This is a genomic window from Alsobacter sp. SYSU BS001988, from assembly GCF_054796215.1.
On record NZ_JBTAMK010000003.1, the window covers coordinates 478,395 to 494,534 of the forward strand.

Annotated in this window: 17 protein-coding genes and 1 tRNA gene; 12 read left to right on the top strand and 6 right to left on the bottom strand. The window is 70.7% G+C overall.

The window, feature by feature from the left end:
• Positions 1–11: 11 nt before the first annotated feature.
• Positions 12–1,040 carry a GTP 3',8-cyclase MoaA gene (gene moaA / locus ACYVO7_RS09310; RefSeq protein ID WP_460449540.1) on the bottom strand — a complete coding sequence of 343 codons (1,029 nt, stop codon included), beginning with the start codon at positions 1,038–1,040 and terminating at the stop codon, positions 12–14.
• Between the two features lie 121 nt (positions 1,041–1,161).
• Between moaA and ACYVO7_RS09315 the strand changes: the two genes are divergently transcribed.
• Positions 1,162–1,533, top strand: coding sequence for a gamma-butyrobetaine hydroxylase family protein (locus ACYVO7_RS09315; RefSeq protein ID WP_460449541.1), 372 nt, complete (start codon positions 1,162–1,164; stop codon positions 1,531–1,533).
• A 63-nt stretch (positions 1,534–1,596) separates the two neighbouring features.
• Here the strand turns inward: ACYVO7_RS09315 and ACYVO7_RS09320 are convergent, their stop codons facing one another.
• Positions 1,597–2,178, bottom strand: coding sequence for a L,D-transpeptidase (locus ACYVO7_RS09320; RefSeq protein ID WP_460449542.1), 582 nt, complete (start codon positions 2,176–2,178; stop codon positions 1,597–1,599).
• A gap of 362 nt (positions 2,179–2,540) precedes the next feature.
• On the opposite strand from ACYVO7_RS09320, the gene ACYVO7_RS09325 reads away from it, so the two are divergent.
• The 4 genes from ACYVO7_RS09325 (at position 2,541) to ACYVO7_RS09340 (ending at position 4,026) form a co-directional block, all read left to right on the top strand.
• Positions 2,541–2,615 (top strand) — tRNA-Val (locus tag ACYVO7_RS09325).
• A 94-nt stretch (positions 2,616–2,709) separates the two neighbouring features.
• Positions 2,710–2,964, top strand: coding sequence for a hypothetical protein (locus ACYVO7_RS09330; RefSeq protein ID WP_460449543.1), 255 nt, complete (start codon positions 2,710–2,712; stop codon positions 2,962–2,964).
• Between the two features lie 104 nt (positions 2,965–3,068).
• Entirely contained in the window at positions 3,069–3,467 is a 399-nt protein-coding gene (locus tag ACYVO7_RS09335) for a hypothetical protein (protein ID WP_460449544.1), read from the top strand.
• Between the two features lie 31 nt (positions 3,468–3,498).
• The gene (locus ACYVO7_RS09340; RefSeq protein ID WP_460449545.1) at positions 3,499–4,026 is read left to right on the top strand and encodes a copper chaperone PCu(A)C; all 528 of its coding nucleotides are present in this window, start codon (positions 3,499–3,501) and stop codon (positions 4,024–4,026) included.
• Between the two features lie 24 nt (positions 4,027–4,050).
• Here the strand turns inward: ACYVO7_RS09340 and gph are convergent, their stop codons facing one another.
• The gene (gph, locus tag ACYVO7_RS09345) at positions 4,051–4,758 is read right to left on the bottom strand and encodes a phosphoglycolate phosphatase (protein WP_460449546.1); all 708 of its coding nucleotides are present in this window, start codon (positions 4,756–4,758) and stop codon (positions 4,051–4,053) included.
• Positions 4,759–4,929: 171 nt separating this feature from the next.
• Here gph and ACYVO7_RS09350 point away from each other — a divergent pair, with 171 nt between their 5' ends.
• From ACYVO7_RS09350 to ACYVO7_RS09370, 5 genes are all read left to right on the top strand, one after another.
• A complete protein-coding gene (locus ACYVO7_RS09350) occupies positions 4,930–5,355 on the top strand; it encodes a hypothetical protein (protein WP_406856962.1) in 426 nt (141 codons plus the stop codon).
• A 278-nt stretch (positions 5,356–5,633) separates the two neighbouring features.
• On the top strand, positions 5,634–6,335 hold the full coding sequence (rpiA, locus tag ACYVO7_RS09355; RefSeq protein ID WP_460449547.1) for a ribose-5-phosphate isomerase RpiA: 702 nt from the start codon (positions 5,634–5,636) through the stop codon (positions 6,333–6,335).
• Between the two features lie 61 nt (positions 6,336–6,396).
• Positions 6,397–6,930: a DUF2059 domain-containing protein gene (locus ACYVO7_RS09360; protein WP_460449548.1), complete on the top strand. Its 534-nt coding sequence runs from the start codon at positions 6,397–6,399 to the stop codon at positions 6,928–6,930.
• A gap of 98 nt (positions 6,931–7,028) precedes the next feature.
• Positions 7,029–8,399: a glutathione-disulfide reductase gene (gene gorA / locus ACYVO7_RS09365; RefSeq protein ID WP_460449549.1), complete on the top strand. Its 1,371-nt coding sequence runs from the start codon at positions 7,029–7,031 to the stop codon at positions 8,397–8,399.
• A gap of 135 nt (positions 8,400–8,534) precedes the next feature.
• The gene (locus ACYVO7_RS09370; protein ID WP_460449550.1) at positions 8,535–9,959 is read left to right on the top strand and encodes a vWA domain-containing protein; all 1,425 of its coding nucleotides are present in this window, start codon (positions 8,535–8,537) and stop codon (positions 9,957–9,959) included.
• A 10-nt stretch (positions 9,960–9,969) separates the two neighbouring features.
• Here the strand turns inward: ACYVO7_RS09370 and ACYVO7_RS09375 are convergent, their stop codons facing one another.
• Complete coding sequence (locus ACYVO7_RS09375) at positions 9,970–10,794, bottom strand: L,D-transpeptidase (RefSeq protein WP_460449551.1); 825 nt, start codon at positions 10,792–10,794, stop codon at positions 9,970–9,972.
• Positions 10,795–11,046: 252 nt separating this feature from the next.
• Between ACYVO7_RS09375 and ACYVO7_RS09380 the strand changes: the two genes are divergently transcribed.
• Positions 11,047–12,432, top strand: coding sequence for a class II 3-deoxy-7-phosphoheptulonate synthase (locus tag ACYVO7_RS09380; protein ID WP_460449552.1), 1,386 nt, complete (start codon positions 11,047–11,049; stop codon positions 12,430–12,432).
• Between the two features lie 81 nt (positions 12,433–12,513).
• On the opposite strand, the gene ACYVO7_RS09385 is transcribed toward ACYVO7_RS09380, so the two are convergent.
• Positions 12,514–13,344, bottom strand: coding sequence for an outer membrane protein (locus ACYVO7_RS09385; protein ID WP_460449553.1), 831 nt, complete (start codon positions 13,342–13,344; stop codon positions 12,514–12,516).
• Positions 13,345–13,510: 166 nt separating this feature from the next.
• On the opposite strand from ACYVO7_RS09385, the gene ACYVO7_RS09390 reads away from it, so the two are divergent.
• A complete protein-coding gene (locus ACYVO7_RS09390; RefSeq protein ID WP_460449554.1) occupies positions 13,511–14,857 on the top strand; it encodes a glutamate--tRNA ligase in 1,347 nt (448 codons plus the stop codon).
• A 10-nt stretch (positions 14,858–14,867) separates the two neighbouring features.
• Here ACYVO7_RS09390 and ACYVO7_RS09395 read toward each other — a convergent pair whose 3' ends face one another.
• Complete coding sequence (locus ACYVO7_RS09395) at positions 14,868–16,064, bottom strand: DUF2865 domain-containing protein (protein WP_460449555.1); 1,197 nt, start codon at positions 16,062–16,064, stop codon at positions 14,868–14,870.
• Between the last annotated feature and the right edge of the window lie 76 nt (positions 16,065–16,140).

The following is a 16,140-nucleotide window of genomic DNA, read 5'->3' on the forward strand; positions in this document are numbered from 1 at the left end:
CGGCGGCGGCCTCAGCCGCCCGTCACGCTCATGTGCCGCCCCACCGCCGGGCGGGAGGTCTCGCGGTCGATGATGAAGTCGTGCCCCTTGGGCTTGCGCGCGATCGCGGCGGCGATCGCCGCGTCGAGCGGCTCGTCGCTTTCCGAGGCCCGTAGGGGCGCGCGCAGGTCGGCCGCGTCCTCCTGGCCGAGGCACATGTAGAGCGTGCCCGTGCAGGTCACGCGCACGCGGTTGCAGCTCTCGCAGAAATTGTGCGTGAGCGGCGTGATGAACCCGATGCGCCCGCCGGTCTCCTTGACGCGCACATAGCGCGCCGGCCCTCCGGTGCGGTAGGGGATGTCCTCCAGCGTGTAGGTCTCCATCAGCCGGGCGCGCAGCTGCTTCAGCGGCCAGTACTGGTCGAAGCGGTCCGGCTCGATGTCGCCCATGGGCATCACCTCGATGAAGGTCATGTCCATGCCGCCCGCATGGGCCCAGTCGATCATCCGCTCGACCTCGTCCTCGTTGACGCCCTTCAGCGCCACGGCGTTCACCTTCACGGCGATGCCGGCCTTCTGGGCGGCCTCGACGCCCTTCAGCACCACCCCCAGGTCGCCCCGCCGGGTGATGGCCTTGAACTTGTCCGGGTCCAGCGTGTCCAGCGACACGTTGATGCGCTTCACCCCGCAGGCCGCCAAGTCGGCCGCGTAGCGGGCGAGCTGGGATCCGTTCGTGGTCAGCGTCAGCTCCTCCAGCACGCCCGACTGCAGGTGGCGCGAGAGGTTGGCGAACAGGGTCATGATGTCCCGGCGCACCAGCGGCTCGCCGCCTGTGATGCGCAGCTTGCGCACGCCCTGGCGCACGAAGGCGCTGCACAGCCGGTCGAGCTCCTCCAGCGTCAGCAGGTCCTTCTTGGGCAGAAAGGTCATGTCCTCCGACATGCAGTAGACGCAGCGGAAGTCGCACCGGTCCGTCACGGAGACGCGCAGATAGGTGATCGAGCGCCCGAAGGGATCGACGAGAGGCTGCGCGGGCGAGGGGACTCGGATGGATTCGGGCATGTTTCTCGATTTCGGTGCGCGGCGGCCCGCGTGACGGGCGGCATCTTGCCCGATATAGGGACGCTGGCAAGGGATGTCAGGCGCCTGCGCCCCGATGTGCCGATCAGATGAGGATCACGCCATGTCGACAGTGTGGCCGACCGAGATCCGGCTGTCCAAGGACAAGCGGACGCTGCACGTGGCCTTCGACGACGGGGCCGCGTTCGACCTCACGGCGGAGTATCTGCGCACCCAGAGCCCCAGCGCCGAGGTGCAGGGCCACGCCGCCAGCGAGCGCAAGACCGTGCCGGGCAAGAGCGCCGTCGAGATCATCGGGGTTGAGCCCGTGGGGAACTACGCGGTGCGGCTCGTCTTCGACGACATGCACCAGACGGGCCTCTTCAGCTGGACCTATCTGCGCGAACTCGGTGACCGGCATGACGAGAAATGGGCCGCCTACCTCGCCGAACTCGCCCAGAAAGGCCTGAGCCGCGATCCCGTCCGCCGCCGCTGACCGAGGAGCGCGCACGAAAAAGGCCGGCGCGACGGCCGGCCTCTTCGCCAAAACCCGAAGGGTTCAGTGCTGCACGACCACCTTGGCGCCGACCTTCACGCGCTCGTAGAGATCGATCACGTCCTCGTTGACCATGCGGATGCAGCCCGAGGACACGGCCTGGCCGATCGTCTCCGGCTCGTTCGAGCCGTGGATGCGGTAGAGCGAGGTCCCCAGATACATGGCGCGGGCGCCCAGCGGGTTGTCCGGGCCGCCCGGCATGTAGCGGGGCAGGTCGGGGCGGCGGCGCAGCATCTCGGACGGCGGACGCCAATCCGGCCACTCGCGCTTCATGGTGACGGTCTTGACGCCCGACCATTCGAAGCCCGGGCGGCCGACGCCGACGCCGTAGCGGACGGCCTTGCCGTCGCCCAGCACGTAGTACATGCGCCGCTCGGACGTGGAGATCACGATCGTGCCGGGGGCGAAGCGCCCGTCATAGCTCACGATCTCGCGCGGAACGGCCGTCGCCTGCGGCTTGGCCGATTCCGGGTAGGCCTCGACGAGCGGCTGACGCGTGAGGGGGTCGATCTGGTAGGCGTGGGCGGCGCCCGACAGGAGCAGGCCTGCCGCGGCGCTGCACAGCGCAAGAGTCCAACGGCGCATGAGGGTTGCCTCGATTTCGGTCTCGGTTTTGACACAGGGCGGCGGGGCCGCGCGGCTTGAGCGTTACGCGGCTGTTCCTAAGGAATTCAACACCCTCGCACTTGGTTTCATCACAGATTGTTGCATTTCGCACAGACGTGACGAGTAGAACACACAATGGCGGCGATGTGGCCGCTTTGAGGCCGGCTGGAGCGTAGCCATGGCGTATTACGCCGGCCGGTTAGCTTGAGCCCGCGGTCTGGCCGAGCCGGCCGAGTGGGCGCGACGGGGAGCGGGCCCGGCGCCGCGCGCTTGACTTGCGCGGCGCGCCTGCCTAGAAGGCCGACCACGTTCGAGAGAGCGGCCCAGCGCCGCCGCCGGACGGGCGCGTAGCTCAGCGGGAGAGCACTCCCTTCACACGGGAGGGGTCACAGGTTCAATCCCTGTCGCGCCCACCATTTCGGCGGCCGCCAACGCCGCCTCCTCCAGCCTTTTCAGGAACGATCGGCTCCCCCATCGGGTTGAGTTTGCGACCCTACACGGGAGGACGCCATGTTCCGCACCAGCACACGCGCCGTCGTCGTTTCCTGCGCCCTCGTGGGCGCCGCCGTCCTTGCCTCGCCGGCCTCGGCCCAGTCGGGCCGGGCTCCGGCCGGTTCGTCGATCAGCGGCGAGAGCACCATGCGCACCGAGCCGATCGACAAGTCGAACCCCACCGTGCGCAACCAGCACGGCATCTCCAAGATGATGAAGAGCTTCGGCTCGAAGAAGAAGCAGCGCGGCGCGTCCAAGGCCGCCCCTCTTTGACGCGAGTTTGTCGCAGCTCAATTGGCCCGGCGCCGGAGCCGTGCTAGGCCACGCTCCACGGTAGCGCCGCCCTGAGCCGGGCGGCGGCCGGCGGAGGGCCGAAGGTGCGCCAGAGGAGCGGGTTCAGGCTGATCGGGGCCGTGCTGCTCGCCTATGCGCTTGCGCTGCAGTCGCTCGCGGGCGCCTGGGCCCAGCACGCGGCGTCTCACCCCGGCTCGGCCGTCCCGGTCCTGTGCCTGCCTGAGCATGGCGGCGCGGACGCCCCTGCGCCCGCCGGCCCCGCCCATCATCCCGCCTCCGGACATGACGAGTGCTGCCTCGTCGCCGCATGCCATGCGGCCGGCGTCCTCCTGGCTCCCGCCGAGGGGCGGGTCCCTGGCCCGGACCACGAGACCGCCCGCGGCGGTCCGTCGCTGGCCGACGCCGGGTTCGCCCCCTCCGGCCCTCCGCCCGCCGCGCCCGCGGCGCAGCGCGCTCCACCCGCGTCCGAACGCCTCGCCTGAACCCTTTCACGAGATTCGGATAATGGGGCCCATGGCCCCGGAGCGTTACGCCATGATCACCCGCACTTTGCTCGCCGCCGCGCTGCTGTCGGCGGCCTCTCTGGCCGCGCCCGCCTCGGCGCACGACTACAAGGCCGGCGACCTCGTCATCAACCACCCCTGGGCCCGCGCCACGCCGCCCGGCGCTTCCGTCGGAGGCGGCTACCTGTCCGTGCGAAACGCCGGGACCGCGCCGGACCGCCTGCTGTCGGTCACGTCCGACGTCGCCGGCCGCGTCACGATCCACGAGATGTCGAACGTCGACGGCGTCATGACCATGCGCCCGGTCCCGGCGGGCCTGCCCATTCCTCCGGGCGGGGCGCTCGAACTCAAGCCGGGCGGCTATCACGTGATGTTCATGGACCTGAAGGACGCCCTCAAGGCGGGCGACAGCGTCAAGGGCGTGCTGACCTTCGAGAAGGCCGGGCCGGTCCCGGTGGAGTTCAAGGTCCAGTCGATCGGGGCCAAGCCTGGCGAGCCGGCCGCCGGCAAGCCGGGGGACGCCCACCCTGCGCACTGAACGCCGGCGCGCGGCGCGGGGGCCTCAGGCCACCGCGCTCGCGAGATCCGGGTCGAGCGCCCGCACGGCGTCGAGCAGCGCATCGAAATGGTCGATGATCAGGTCCGGCCCCAGGGCCGAGACCGGCGTGTCCGTGTAGCCGAACGTCACCGCCACGGCCGGCAGGCCCGCCGCCCTGGCGGTGTCGATGTCGGTGCGCGAGTCGCCCACCATCAGGCCGCGCCGCGGGTCGCCTCCGGCCCGCTCGATGGTGAGCGTCAGGTGCCGCGGGTCGGGCTTCGCGTAGGCGAAGGTGTCGCGGCCGCAGATCGCCGCGAACCGGTCCGCCACGCCCAGCGCCTCCAGCAGCGCGACCGAGTGGCTCTCGACCTTGTTGGTGCACACCGCCAGCCGGTGGCCATGGGCCTGCAGGGCGTCGAGCGCCTCCACCACGCCCGGGAACAGCCGCGTCTTCACCGCGAGGTTCTGCGCGTAGTGGTCGAGGAAGTCGACGAACAGCCTGTCCAGCCGCTCCGGCGCCAGCGCCTGGCCGCCCAGCGCGAAGCCGCGCTGGATCATCGCCCGCGCGCCCGCGCCGACCACGTCGCGCGCCCGATCGATCGGCACCGGCTCGACGCCTTCGCGCCGCATCAGCACGTTCATGGTCTCGATCAGGTCGGCGGCCGTGTCGGCCAGCGTCCCGTCGAGGTCGAAGACCACGGTGGCGCGGTCTGTGAGCGGTTGTCTCGCCATGCTGGCTGTGTGCCGGATCGTCGCGGCGGCGTCAACGCGCCGGGCTAAGTGGCGGTTACCATTCATTAACCATAGCGACCCAGAGTCGCCGCGGGGGCCGCAGCGCGCAGCGCGGGCCGAATCGACCGGCGCGACCGCCGGCGGGACGACGGTTCTGGAGACCTTGCGACGATGAAGCGGCTCATGATTTCCCTGGTGGCGCTCGCGTCCGGCGTGGCCCCGGCCATGGCCGGCCAATTCGAGTTCATTCCCGCCCCGCAGACCGATCTGAACCGGATCTACCGGATCGACCGCGTCACCGGCGAGGTCGGCGCCTGCCAGTACGGGCAGAAGGAAGGCACCTTCGGGGTGACGCTGTGCTTCCCCGCCGGCGACGGCGCCGGCAAGCAGGAGCCGTCCGAGTACAGCCTCGTCTCGTCCCGCCACGAGCGCGAGGGCGGCGTGTTCCGGGTCGACACCCGCACCGGCGCGATGAGCGTCTGCTACGTCTTCGACGAGCGCGTGGTCTGCACCCCGTCCGAAAAGGGCGCGGTGGCCGACGCCTCGGCCCGCACCGGCGCGGGCGGCGAGACGACCGGAGCCGTCCGCAAGCCCTGATCCGCGGGGCCCGCGCGGGGTCCGCCGCTCGCCGAGCCTTGATCTCGCTTCTTTTCTGGCGCACCGCTGGCGTGCTAGGGGACATCGGCCGGCCCTTTCCCGGAGGGGCGGCGCATCCTCGTCACGAGCGTCGAACACGCGCTCGCGCCATTCAGAGCGGACATCGGCATGATCGACCATCGCGCGGCGCCCGAGCGGCGACGCCTCGTCCTCAGGCGCCCCGGCCGGGCGCGGGCGTCCTTCGCCCTTCCGGCCCGCGCCGCCACAGCGGCTCGGCCGTGAGCGTCGAGGATCTCAAGCGGGAGGCGGCGGCCAGGGCCGTGGCGCTGGTCGAGCCCGGCATGCGGCTGGGGCTCGGCACCGGCTCCACCGCCAGGCACTTCGTCGACCTTCTGGGCGAGCGCGTCCGCGGCGGCCTTAAGGTCGTCTGCGTGCCGACCTCCGAGGCCACCCGCGCGCAGGCGGCGTCGCTCGGCGTGCCGCTGACCACCCTCGACGAGACGCCCGAGCTCGACCTCACCGTCGACGGCGCGGACGAGGTCGACGGTCAACTGCGCCTCATCAAGGGCGGCGGCGCCGCGCATCTGCGCGAGAAGATCGTCGCCAACGCCTCGCGGCGGATGATCGTCATCGCCGACGACAGCAAGCTCGTTGCGACGCTGGGGCGCTTCCCCCTGCCGCTCGAGGTCGTGGAGTTCGGCCTCGGCGCCACGCGCGTCGCCATCGAGAAGGTCTTCGCCGCGACGGGCTGCTCGGGCGGTCTCGCCCTGCGCCGCCGCCCGGACGGCGCGGCCGTGCGGACGGACAGCGGCCATCTCGTGCTCGACGCCGCCCTCGGCCGCATCCCCGACCCGGACGCTCTGGCGGCCCGGCTGGACGGCGTGCCAGGCCTGGTGGAGCACGGCCTCTTCATCGGCCTCGCGGACGCCGCCATCCTGGCGACCGCGCAGGGGGTCGACGTCATCGGCGACCTCGGCTGACGCCGTGATCCCTCATCACCCTTCGTCGCGCCCCGCGCGAATCACAGACAGGAGACGCAGCGTGTCCGCCATCCTTCCCACGTCCAGGAGCCGCCCCTTGAAGACCATGCTGGCCGCCGCCGGCCTCGCGCTGGCCCTCGCCGGCGCCCCGGCCGTCGCCCAGCAGGCGGCGCAGCCCACCGCGACCCATCTGGCGGTCGCCCGCGAGGTGGTGGTCGCCTCCGGCCTGTCGCGTTCCTTCGAGTCGATGGTCCCGCAATTCATGGAGCAGATGAAGTCCAACCTGCTCACCACGCGCCCGGAGATCGGCAAGGACCTCACCGAGGTCCTCGGACGGCTGAAGCCGGAATTCGAGGGCCAGCGCGAGGACATCCTCAACGCCGCGGCGCGCATCTTCGCCTCCCGTCTCAGCGAGCCGGAGCTGAAGGACGTGGCCGCCTTCTACAAGTCCGCCTCGGGCCAGAAATACGTCGCCGCCCAGCCGCCCGTCATGGACGAGCTGTTCGGCCAGATGCAGGCCTGGAGCCAGCGGCTGTCGGAGTTCATGATCGGCCGGGTCCGCGCCGAGATGAAGAAGAAGGGCGTCGATCTCTGACGCTTGCGCGCCGCCTTTAGCGCGCGCCGGCCAAAGCGCCGGCGCGCCCTCGAAACGTGAGCGGGACGGCGCGCCGCCGCCGCCGCCGGGAGAACCCGATGTCCGGCTACGACGTGGATCTTTTCGTGATCGGCGCAGGGTCCGGCGGCGTTCGGGCCGCCAGGATCGCGGCCGGCTACGGCGCCAGGGTCATGGTTGCGGAGGAGCACCGCGTCGGCGGCACCTGCGTCATCCGGGGCTGCGTTCCCAAGAAGCTCTATGTCTACGCCAGCCGTTTCGCGGCCGAGTTCGAGGAGGCCGCCGGCTTCGGCTGGTCGCTCCCCGAGCCGCATTTCGACTTCGCCGCGCTCAAGGCCGCCAAGGACAAGGAGATCGTCCGCCTGGAGGGCGCCTACCGCGCCAATCTGGAGCGCTCGGGCGCCACGCTGGTCCCGGGCCGCGCCGTCCTGGAGGGCCCGAACGCGGTGCGCCTCGCCGACGGCTCGCGCGTCACCGCCGAGCGCATCCTGGTCGCCGTGGGCGCGCATCCCTTCGTGCCGGAGGCCATCAAGGGCTGCGGGCTGGTGGAGACGTCCAACGACATCTTCGAGTGGGAGAGCCTGCCGAAATCCGTCGTGATCGCCGGCGGCGGCTATATCGCGGTCGAATTCGCCAGCCTCCTGGCCCGGCTCGGGTCGGAGGTCACGCTGGTGCTGCGCGCCGACAAGGTGCTGCGCGGCTTCGACGAGGACATGCGCAACGCCCTCACGGCGCATCTGCCCTATGGGGGCGTCCGGATCGTGGCCGGGGCGGAGATCGCCAGCATCGACGGGCGCGCCGGCAACATCTCCGTCAACCTCACCACCGGCGCCGCGATCGCCTGCGAGCGCGTCGTCTACGCCACGGGCCGGATCCCCAACACCGCGGGCCTCGGGCTGGCCGACGCGGGCGTGGAGGTGGACGCCGCGGGGGCGATCAGGGTGGACCGCGCCTCGCGCAGCACGGCGGCGTCCGTCTTTGCGGTGGGCGACGTCACCAACCGGGTGAACCTGACCCCCGTCGCCATCCGGGAGGGGCACGCCTTCGCCGATACGGTCTATGGCGGCAGGCCCACCGAGGTCGACCATTCGCTCGTGCCCTCCGCCGTCTTCACCACGCCGGAGATCGGCTCCGTCGGCCTCACGGAGGGGCAGGCCCGCAGCCGCTGCGAGGTGACCGTCTACAAGACCAATTTCCGGCCCATGAAGGCGACGCTGTCGGGCTCGGTCGACCGCACCCTGATGAAGATCGTGGTGGAGAAGGCCACCGACCGGGTGCTGGGCGTGCACATCTTCGGCGAGGGCGCCGGCGAGATGATCCAGTGTCTGGCCATCGCGGTGCGCATGGGCGCGACCAAGCGCGACTTCGACATGACGCTGGCCGTCCACCCCACGGCGGCCGAGGAGCTCGTGACCATGCGCACCCCCTGGGAGGGCGGCGGCTTCACCTGACCGCCGCTTCGGTCCTGGGGCGGGCGGAATGGTGACCGGATGCTTTCGAAAGTCCGGCGGATTCGTTCCGCACATTAACAAAAACGCGATGGATGTGAGTGCAATCTAGGGTTGAGAAACCCAGGAGTGGCTCACGTGCGTTCCCCCTTGCAGTTCAGCCGCAATGACAGCGGGATGGCCGCGGTCCTGTTCGCAGTCCTGCTGATCCCGCTCGTGGCGGCGCTGGGGTCTGCCGTCGACTACAGCCGCAGCAACGCCTCCCAGGCGGCCCTGCAGGCGATCACCGACTCGACCGCCCTGGCGCTCAGCAACCCGCGCTACACCGCCGACATGATGCAGGGATCCGCCGAGCAGATCCTCGCGGCGGAGACGAAGTCCGGCTACGCCTTCGCCAACCCGCTCCAGGTCAAGGCGTCCCTGTCCCCCGACGGCCGGTCCGTGACGGTGACGGCCACGACCTCGGTCAAGAACGTCTTCATGGCGCGCTTCGGCAACGACTTCACGATCATCGGGGCCACCGCGCAGGCCTACCGGGCGGTCACCGGCAGCGTCGAACTGGTCCTCGTGCTCGACACGACGAACTCGATGTCGATGTCCAACAAGATGACGACGCTGAAGGCCGCCGCCAACGCCATGGTGGACACGCTGACCTCCGACCCCAAGGCGGACGTGAAGATCGGCGTCGTTCCCTTCGCCGACTACGTCAATGTGGGCCTCTCCAACCGGTCCCAGCTCTGGCTCTCCGGCACCACCGACTACAGCGCCGGCTGGTCCACACCCGAGAGGTGCACCGACTACTACCCGGTCACCCGCACCTACAACTGCGTGAAGACGATCAGCACCTGCTACAATGACGGCGTCCCTTACTCCTGCTCGTCGACGAAATGCGACTACGAGTATTCGTCGACCAGCGTGCGCCAGTGCACGCCGGCCTCCAGCGGGACGGATTGGTACCGCTGGCTGGGCTGCGTCGGCTCGCGCACGCCGACCCCGCTGCGGCTGACGGACGACCAGCCGCTGATCCCCTATCCGGGCGTGCGCATCAAGAACCCCAGCGCCAGCACGGCTCCCTGCACCACGGCCCTGATCCCGCTCACCAAGAACTACGCCGCCGTGAAGGCGACCATCAACGCCATGACCCCCAAGGGCGAGACCTATCTGCCGTCCGGCCTGGTCTGGGGCCTGAACGTGCTGTCGCCCGACGCCCCGTTCAACGAAGGCGGCGCCTATGACCCCGTCAACAAGCTTCCCCGCAAGGTCATGGTGTTCATGACCGACGGCAACAACACCAAGTCGCTCGACAGCAGCAAGCAGTGGCACACCGGGTCGAGCCGCAACGAAGCCGACGACACCACCGCCAAGCTGTGCGCCAACATCGCCAAGAAGGGCATCGAGATCTACAGCATCGCCCTGATGGTGGACGACGCCGCGGCCAAGACGCTGCTGCAGAACTGCGCCTCGGGCTCGGACCACTATTTCGACGCGGTGGAATCCGCCGCGCTGGCGGCCGTGTTCTCGCAGATCGCGACGTCGCTGCAGACCACCTATCTGGGCCGGTGAGGCGCCAGCCTCACAGCGCGGCGTCGTCGATGTCGTCGTCGCGGCGGCGGCGGCGCACCTTGGCGGTCGGCGTGGCCGAGCCCGCCACGATCACCTTGGCCCCGACCGGGACGCGGTCGTAGAGGTCGATGACGTCCTGGTTGATCATGCGGATGCAGCCGGACGAGACGCTCTTGCCGATGGTCCAGGGCTCCACCGTCCCGTGGATCCTGTAGAGCGTGTCCTTGTTGCCCTGCCAGAGATAGAGCGCCCGCGCGCCGAGCGGATTGCCGGGGCCGCCCGGCATGCCGATGCCGCTCTGCAGGTCCTGCATCTTAGCGGCGAGGTCGGGCTGGCGCTCCAGCATCTCCTTGGGCGGATACCAGTCCGGCCAGGCCTGCTTGGTGCGCACATTGGCGACGCCGGACCAGCCGAAGCCGCTGCGGCCCACGCCCACGCCGTAGCGGATGGCCGACCCGTCTCCGTTGATGAAATAGAGATAGTGGCTGCGCGGATCGACCAGGATGGTCCCGGGCGCCTCGCCGCTGTCATAGGCCACCACCGTGCGGTGGAAAGCCTCCGGCACGATCGAGGGCTTCAGGCCCGGCACCGGGAAGGGCTCGCCCGCCACCGGGCCGTAAAGGCCGCCGCCCGTGGCCGGCGGACGCCGGCCGCGCATGCTGGGCTGCATCGGCTCGGGATAGAGGCCGCCCGTGCCGGCCCCATAGCCGTAGGGCGCGGGTTCGGGGGAGGAGGGCAGCCAGAAGGGTTGCCCCGCGCGCGCCGAACCGGCCGCCAGGGCCATGGCGGCGGACGCTGCTCCGGTCAGGACTGCTCGACGATGAAGATCGGCCATTCGGGCCCCCTACGCTGGTACGCATCGCGATTTCGGCGCCGTCTCAACGCAGTATGAAGCCAAACCGTTGCTTGCGCATCCGGCTTGCGCGGCGGAGCTGAGGCGAGCGCGCTACAAGCCTGTCCCATTTTAAGTCACGGCGCGGCCCTGTGGGTGGCGTGTCGCGGAAGCATTCTGTATAAGCCCGGCTTCCCGAAGAAGAACACCCTCCGCGGAGACCCGCCAGGGCCGTGGATGATGGAGGAGAGGGTGATGAGCGAGCGTTGGACCCCGTCGAGCTGGAGAGACAAGCCCATCCAGCAGGCGCCCGTCTATCCGAACGGGGACGAACTGAAGTCCGTCGAGGCGCAGCTCGCTGGTTTTCCGCCGCTGGTTTTTGCGGGCGAGGCGCGCAAGCTCAAACGGGCGTTGGGCAAGGTCGCCGCGGGCGAGTCGTTCCTGCTGCAGGGCGGCGACTGCGCCGAGTCCTTCGGCGAGCACTCCGCCGACAACATCCGCGATTTCTTCCGCCTGTTCCTGCAGATGGCGGTGGTGCTGACCTTCGCGGGCTCGTCGCCCGTGGTGAAGGTCGGCCGCATCGCCGGCCAGTTCGCCAAGCCGCGCTCGGCCGGGACCGAGACCGTCGGCGGCGTGGAGCTGCCGTCCTACCGGGGCGACATCATCAACGGCATCGAGTTCACTCCCGAGGCGCGCCTTCCCGATCCGCGCCGCCAGACCGAGGCCTACCGGCAGTCGGCCGCGACGCTGAACCTGATCCGCGCCTTCGCGACGGGCGGCTACGCCAATCTGGAGAACGCCCATCGCTGGATGCTGGGCTTCGTCAAGGACAGCCCTCAGTCCGGCCGCTACCAGGAGCTGTCGGAGCGCATCACCGAGACGCTCGACTTCATGCGCGCCATCGGGCTCGATCCGGAGGCGCATCCGGAGATGCGCATCACGGATTTCTACACCTCGCACGAGGCGCTGCTGCTCGGCTACGAGCAGGCGATGACCCGGGTCGACTCCACCACGGGCGACTGGTACGCCACCTCCGGCCACATGCTGTGGATCGGCGACCGCACCCGCCAGCTCGACCACGCCCATGTCGAGTATTGCCGCGGCGTCCGCAACCCGATCGGCCTGAAATGCGGCCCGTCGCTGAAGCCCGACGAACTCGTCAAGCTCATCGACGTCCTGAACCCGCAGGACGAGGCCGGCCGACTGACGCTGATCTGCCGCTTCGGGGCCGAGAAGGTGGGCGACCACCTGCCGGCGCTGGTGCGCGCCGTCCAGCGCGAGGGCCGCACCGTCGTGTGGTCCTGCGATCCCATGCACGGCAACACCGTGAAGGCCGCGACGGGCTACAAGACCCGCCCGTTCGACCTGATCCTCGCCGAGGTGCGCGACTTCTTCGCCGTCCACCAAGCCGAGGGGACGCATGCGGGCGGCATCCACCTGGAGATGACGGGCAAGAACGTGACGGAGTGCACCGGCGGCGCCCGCGCCATCACGGACACGGACCTGCACGACCGCTACCACACCTATTGCGATCCGCGGCTGAACGCGGAGCAGGCGCTCGAACTCGCCTTCCTGGTGGCCGAGCAGCTCAAGCGCGAGCGCATCGCGCGCGGCCGGCCCATGGTCGAAGCCGCCGAGTGAGGCGCGGGCCTGAACGCCAGAACGGCGCCCTTCGGGGCGCCGTTTTCGTGTGAGGCGAAGCGTCCGCCGGGGCGGGCGAGCTCAGTACTTCACGCCGGCGCCGACCCGGAAGGAGCTGACGGCCGTGCTGAGGCCCTGGTAGGAGGCCATGCCGATATACTGGTACTCGGCCCGCAGCATCACGTTGTCGAGCACGGCGACGTCCAAGCCGAGCCCGATGGCGCCGCCGTAATTGTAGCCGGTCTTGCCGATGCTGGAGTTGCGCGGGGTGGGGCCGACATTGATCCCGCCCAGGCGCCCGGTGTCGGGGTCGATCAGATATTCGGTGTACTGGCTGTTCAGGGCGGCGGCGAGCCGCTGGCGTCCCACCACGAGGCCGACCGTCGCGAAGGGGAGGAAGCGCCCGAACGCGTAGCCGCCGCGCGCCTTGAGGATGGCGTAGTCGCCCATCTCGGCGCGAGCGCTGGCCGTGTAGCTGATGTTGTCCGAATAGGTCCCGCGGTCCTGCCGCCGGCCGTCCGACATGGAAGTCTGCCCGAGCAGCTTGTCCTTCATGTGGGTGTAGTCGAGTTCGAGGCCGAACACGGCGTCCTCGAACATCATGTTGTAGCCGACGAACCCGCCCAGGTGAGGCTGCTGGTCGGAGAAGTCGCGGCCGAGCCGCACGAAAGTCGAGGCCAGGTCATGCGCGATGTGGGCGTAGTAGGCGTCGTCCACCAGCGTCCTGCCGAGCTCCTTGGTCTTGAAGTCGGCCGTCGTCACGCCGGCGTGGATGCCGCCATAGAGGCCGCCCCAGTTGAACTCGGCCGCAGGGCCGGCATAGGGCAGGGGAGGGGCGGGCGGCAGGTAGTCCGCCGCCTGCGCGAGCGTCGGAGCCGCAACGACGAGGGCGATCAGGGATAGAAAACGCATGGGTGAAACCCTTGCCAGGAGGGGGCGCTCGCCCGGAAATCGATGTTGTGATGAGTAAACCGGTAACGTTACTGTCCGGTTAAGGCGATTAACGCATGTCAGGCGCACGGGCCGATCCGCCCTCGGCGTCGTTGCGTGGGCCGCGCGGCTCGGCCATAAGCCACTCATGACCGCGCCCGTCGTCCGTTTCGCCCCGTCGCCCACCGGCCGCCTGCATATCGGCAATGCGAGGCCGGCGCTGCTGAACGCGCTCTTCGCCCGTCGCCATGGCGGCCGTTTCATCCTGCGCTATGACGACACCGACCTTCAGCGCTCGCGGGCCGAGTTCGCGGACGCCATCGCGGTCGATCTCGCCTGGCTTGGCGTCCGCCCGGACCTCACGGTCCGCCAGTCGGACCGCGTCGCCCTCTACGACGCCGCGGCCGACCGCCTGCGCGCCGCCGGGCGGCTCTATCCCTGCTACGAGACCGAGGACGAGCTCGACCGCCGCCGCAAGCGCCAGGCCGCGCGGGGGCTGCCGCCCATTTATGATCGCGCGGCGCTGCGGCTGACCGAGGAGGAGAGGCGCGACCTGGAGGCGCAGGGTCGGCGCCCGCATTGGCGCTTCCTGCTGGAGCACCGCTCGGTGGCGTGGGACGACCTCGTGCGCGGCCAGGCGCACGTCGAGGGCGCGTCGCTCTCCGATCCGGTGCTCGTGCGCCATGACGGCGCCTATCTCTACACGCTGCCCTCGGTGGTGGACGACATCGACCTCGGCGTCACCCATGTCATCCGCGGCGAGGACCACGTCACCAACACGGGCGTGCAGATCCAGATCTTCGAGGCGCTGGGCGGCCCCGGAGCCGTGCCCCTGTTCGGCCACCACAACCTGCTCACCACGGCGAGCGGGGAGGGGCTGTCGAAGCGGCTCGGCCACCTCTCGCTCGGTTCGCTGCGCGAGCGCGGCATGGAGCCGCTGGCCGTCGCCGCCCTGGCGGTGCTGGTCGGCTCGGCCGAGGCCGTCCGGCCGGTGCGAAGCCTCGACGAACTGGCGAAGCTCGTGGACATCGCCCGCCTGTCGCGGGCCCCGGCGCGTTTCGACGAGGCCGAACTCGAGGCGCTCAACGCCAAGGTCCTGCACGGCCTCGACTACGCCGACGTGGCGGACCGCCTCACGGCCGCCGGCGTGACGGGGGGCGAGGCCTTCTGGCTCGCCGTGCGGGGCAACTGCGCCGTGTTCGCGGACGTCGCGGTCTGGAAGGGCGTCGTCGAGGGTCCCTGCGCGCCCGTCATCGAGGATGCGGGCTTCGCCGACGCGGCCGCCCGGCTGCTGCCGCAGGAGCCCTGGACGGACCAGACCTGGAGCGAATGGACCAAAGCGGTGGCGCAGGCGACCGGCCGCAAGGGCAAGCCGCTCTTCATGCCGCTGCGCCTCGCCCTCACCGGGCTGGACCACGGCCCCGAGCTGAAGGCCCTGCTCCCGCTGATCGGCCGCCCCCGCGCCCTGGCGCGCCTCGCCGGCCAGACCGCCTGACCCTCGTCCGTCAGTTCTGCAGGACCCCTCGCGGGACGCCGGCGGGCGGCAGCGTGATCGGCGGCCCGAGCGGCGGCAGGGCGTCGGAGCGCGCCCCGCCCTGGCCCGCGGCGGCGGGCGGCGCGGCGCGGCGCGACGGAGCCTGCGGCGCGGGCGGGCCGGCCGGCGCGCCGGGATTGAGCGTCGACGGGTCGACCCCCGGGGCTCCCGCCACCGAGGAGGGCCGCGGGGCCGCGGCCGGCTTCGGCGCGGCCGCTCCCCGCAGCTGCGGCGGCGCGGGCTCCTTCGGCCGGGCCATGTCCTGCGACTGCTGCTCGGTCACGGTCACGTCGCCGGCCCGCGAGCCGATGATCTTCTCGGCGTTGGCCAGCGCCTCCACCCAGCTCTGGCCGTCCTTGCGGCAGGCGCAGGAGGGATCGAAGCTCTTGCGGTACTTGAAGGCGTTCGGCAGCGCCGTGTAGGGCGATCCCGCCAGCGACACGGCCGCGTCGGCCTCGCGGCCGGAGGGCTGCACATAGAGCTCCACCTCGGCGTTGGGACAGGAGGCCTGGCACAGGCTGGCGTCGGTCTCGAAGCGTCCCCGCGACGCGAACTGGCTGATCGGGAAATAGAACCCGTCGCACTTGCGCACGCACAAGGTCTTGCCGGAGTTCACCGCCGCCTGCTGGCCGCCGTCGAGCGGCCCCTGCGGCGGCTCGTCCTCCGGCATGGCGGGGACCTCGTCGACCGGGCTGCCGAACAGCCGCTCGAACAGCCCGGGCTGGCGCGACGCCGCGGCGCCCGGCTGCGCGCCCCGGCAATTCGCGTCGTAGGCGGCCGAGAGCGACGCGCGCTGCGCCTCCAGCGACCCGCCGCCGACGCGCTGCGCCTGGGCGTCGAGCTGCGCCAGGCCCGCCTCCAGGCTGTTGATCTTGGCCTCCACGGAGGGGCATTCCGGGGGCGGCGGGTCCCCGAAGATCAGGAAGCGCTGGCGCTGGCAGCCGATGGAGCGCGCATAGGCGATGGTGCGGTTGAGCTCGCCGCGCTGGCGCTGGATCTGCTCGACGATGGCCTGGCGCTGGCCGGCCGCGCCCGCGCTGCGGTCGAGCGCCGCCAGGTCGGCGCGCAGGCGGTCGCAATAGGTCTGCTGGGCGGCGGCGGACCCGGCCATCGCGAGGACGCCCAGGAGCCCGGCCGCGAGGCTCGCCATCCGAGTGATTGGCTTCATCAGTCCTTGCTCCAGCAGGGCCGGGCGACCCAGCGGAATCGCGTCACGATGGTTGGACGAGCGACTTTAGAAGGTC

Excerpts from the sequence above, each read along its gene's own strand:
- gph (WP_460449546.1), bottom strand. The coding sequence starts at position 4,758 with ATGGCGAGACAACCGCTCACAGACCGCGCCACCGTGGTCTTCGACCTC.
- ACYVO7_RS09390 (WP_460449554.1), top strand. The coding sequence starts at position 13,511 with ATGACCGCGCCCGTCGTCCGTTTCGCCCCGTCGCCCACCGGCCGCCTG.
- moaA (WP_460449540.1), bottom strand. The coding sequence starts at position 1,040 with ATGCCCGAATCCATCCGAGTCCCCTCGCCCGCGCAGCCTCTCGTCGAT.
- ACYVO7_RS09385 (WP_460449553.1), bottom strand. The coding sequence starts at position 13,344 with ATGCGTTTTCTATCCCTGATCGCCCTCGTCGTTGCGGCTCCGACGCTC.
- ACYVO7_RS09320 (WP_460449542.1), bottom strand. The coding sequence starts at position 2,178 with ATGCGCCGTTGGACTCTTGCGCTGTGCAGCGCCGCGGCAGGCCTGCTC.
- ACYVO7_RS09340 (WP_460449545.1), top strand. The coding sequence starts at position 3,499 with ATGGCCCCGGAGCGTTACGCCATGATCACCCGCACTTTGCTCGCCGCC.
- ACYVO7_RS09330 (WP_460449543.1), top strand. The coding sequence starts at position 2,710 with ATGTTCCGCACCAGCACACGCGCCGTCGTCGTTTCCTGCGCCCTCGTG.
- ACYVO7_RS09375 (WP_460449551.1), bottom strand. The coding sequence starts at position 10,794 with ATGGCCGATCTTCATCGTCGAGCAGTCCTGACCGGAGCAGCGTCCGCC.
- gorA (WP_460449549.1), top strand. The coding sequence starts at position 7,029 with ATGTCCGGCTACGACGTGGATCTTTTCGTGATCGGCGCAGGGTCCGGC.
- ACYVO7_RS09350 (WP_406856962.1), top strand. The coding sequence starts at position 4,930 with ATGAAGCGGCTCATGATTTCCCTGGTGGCGCTCGCGTCCGGCGTGGCC.
- ACYVO7_RS09395 (WP_460449555.1), bottom strand. The coding sequence starts at position 16,064 with ATGAAGCCAATCACTCGGATGGCGAGCCTCGCGGCCGGGCTCCTGGGC.
- ACYVO7_RS09380 (WP_460449552.1), top strand. The coding sequence starts at position 11,047 with ATGAGCGAGCGTTGGACCCCGTCGAGCTGGAGAGACAAGCCCATCCAG.
- ACYVO7_RS09315 (WP_460449541.1), top strand. The coding sequence starts at position 1,162 with ATGTCGACAGTGTGGCCGACCGAGATCCGGCTGTCCAAGGACAAGCGG.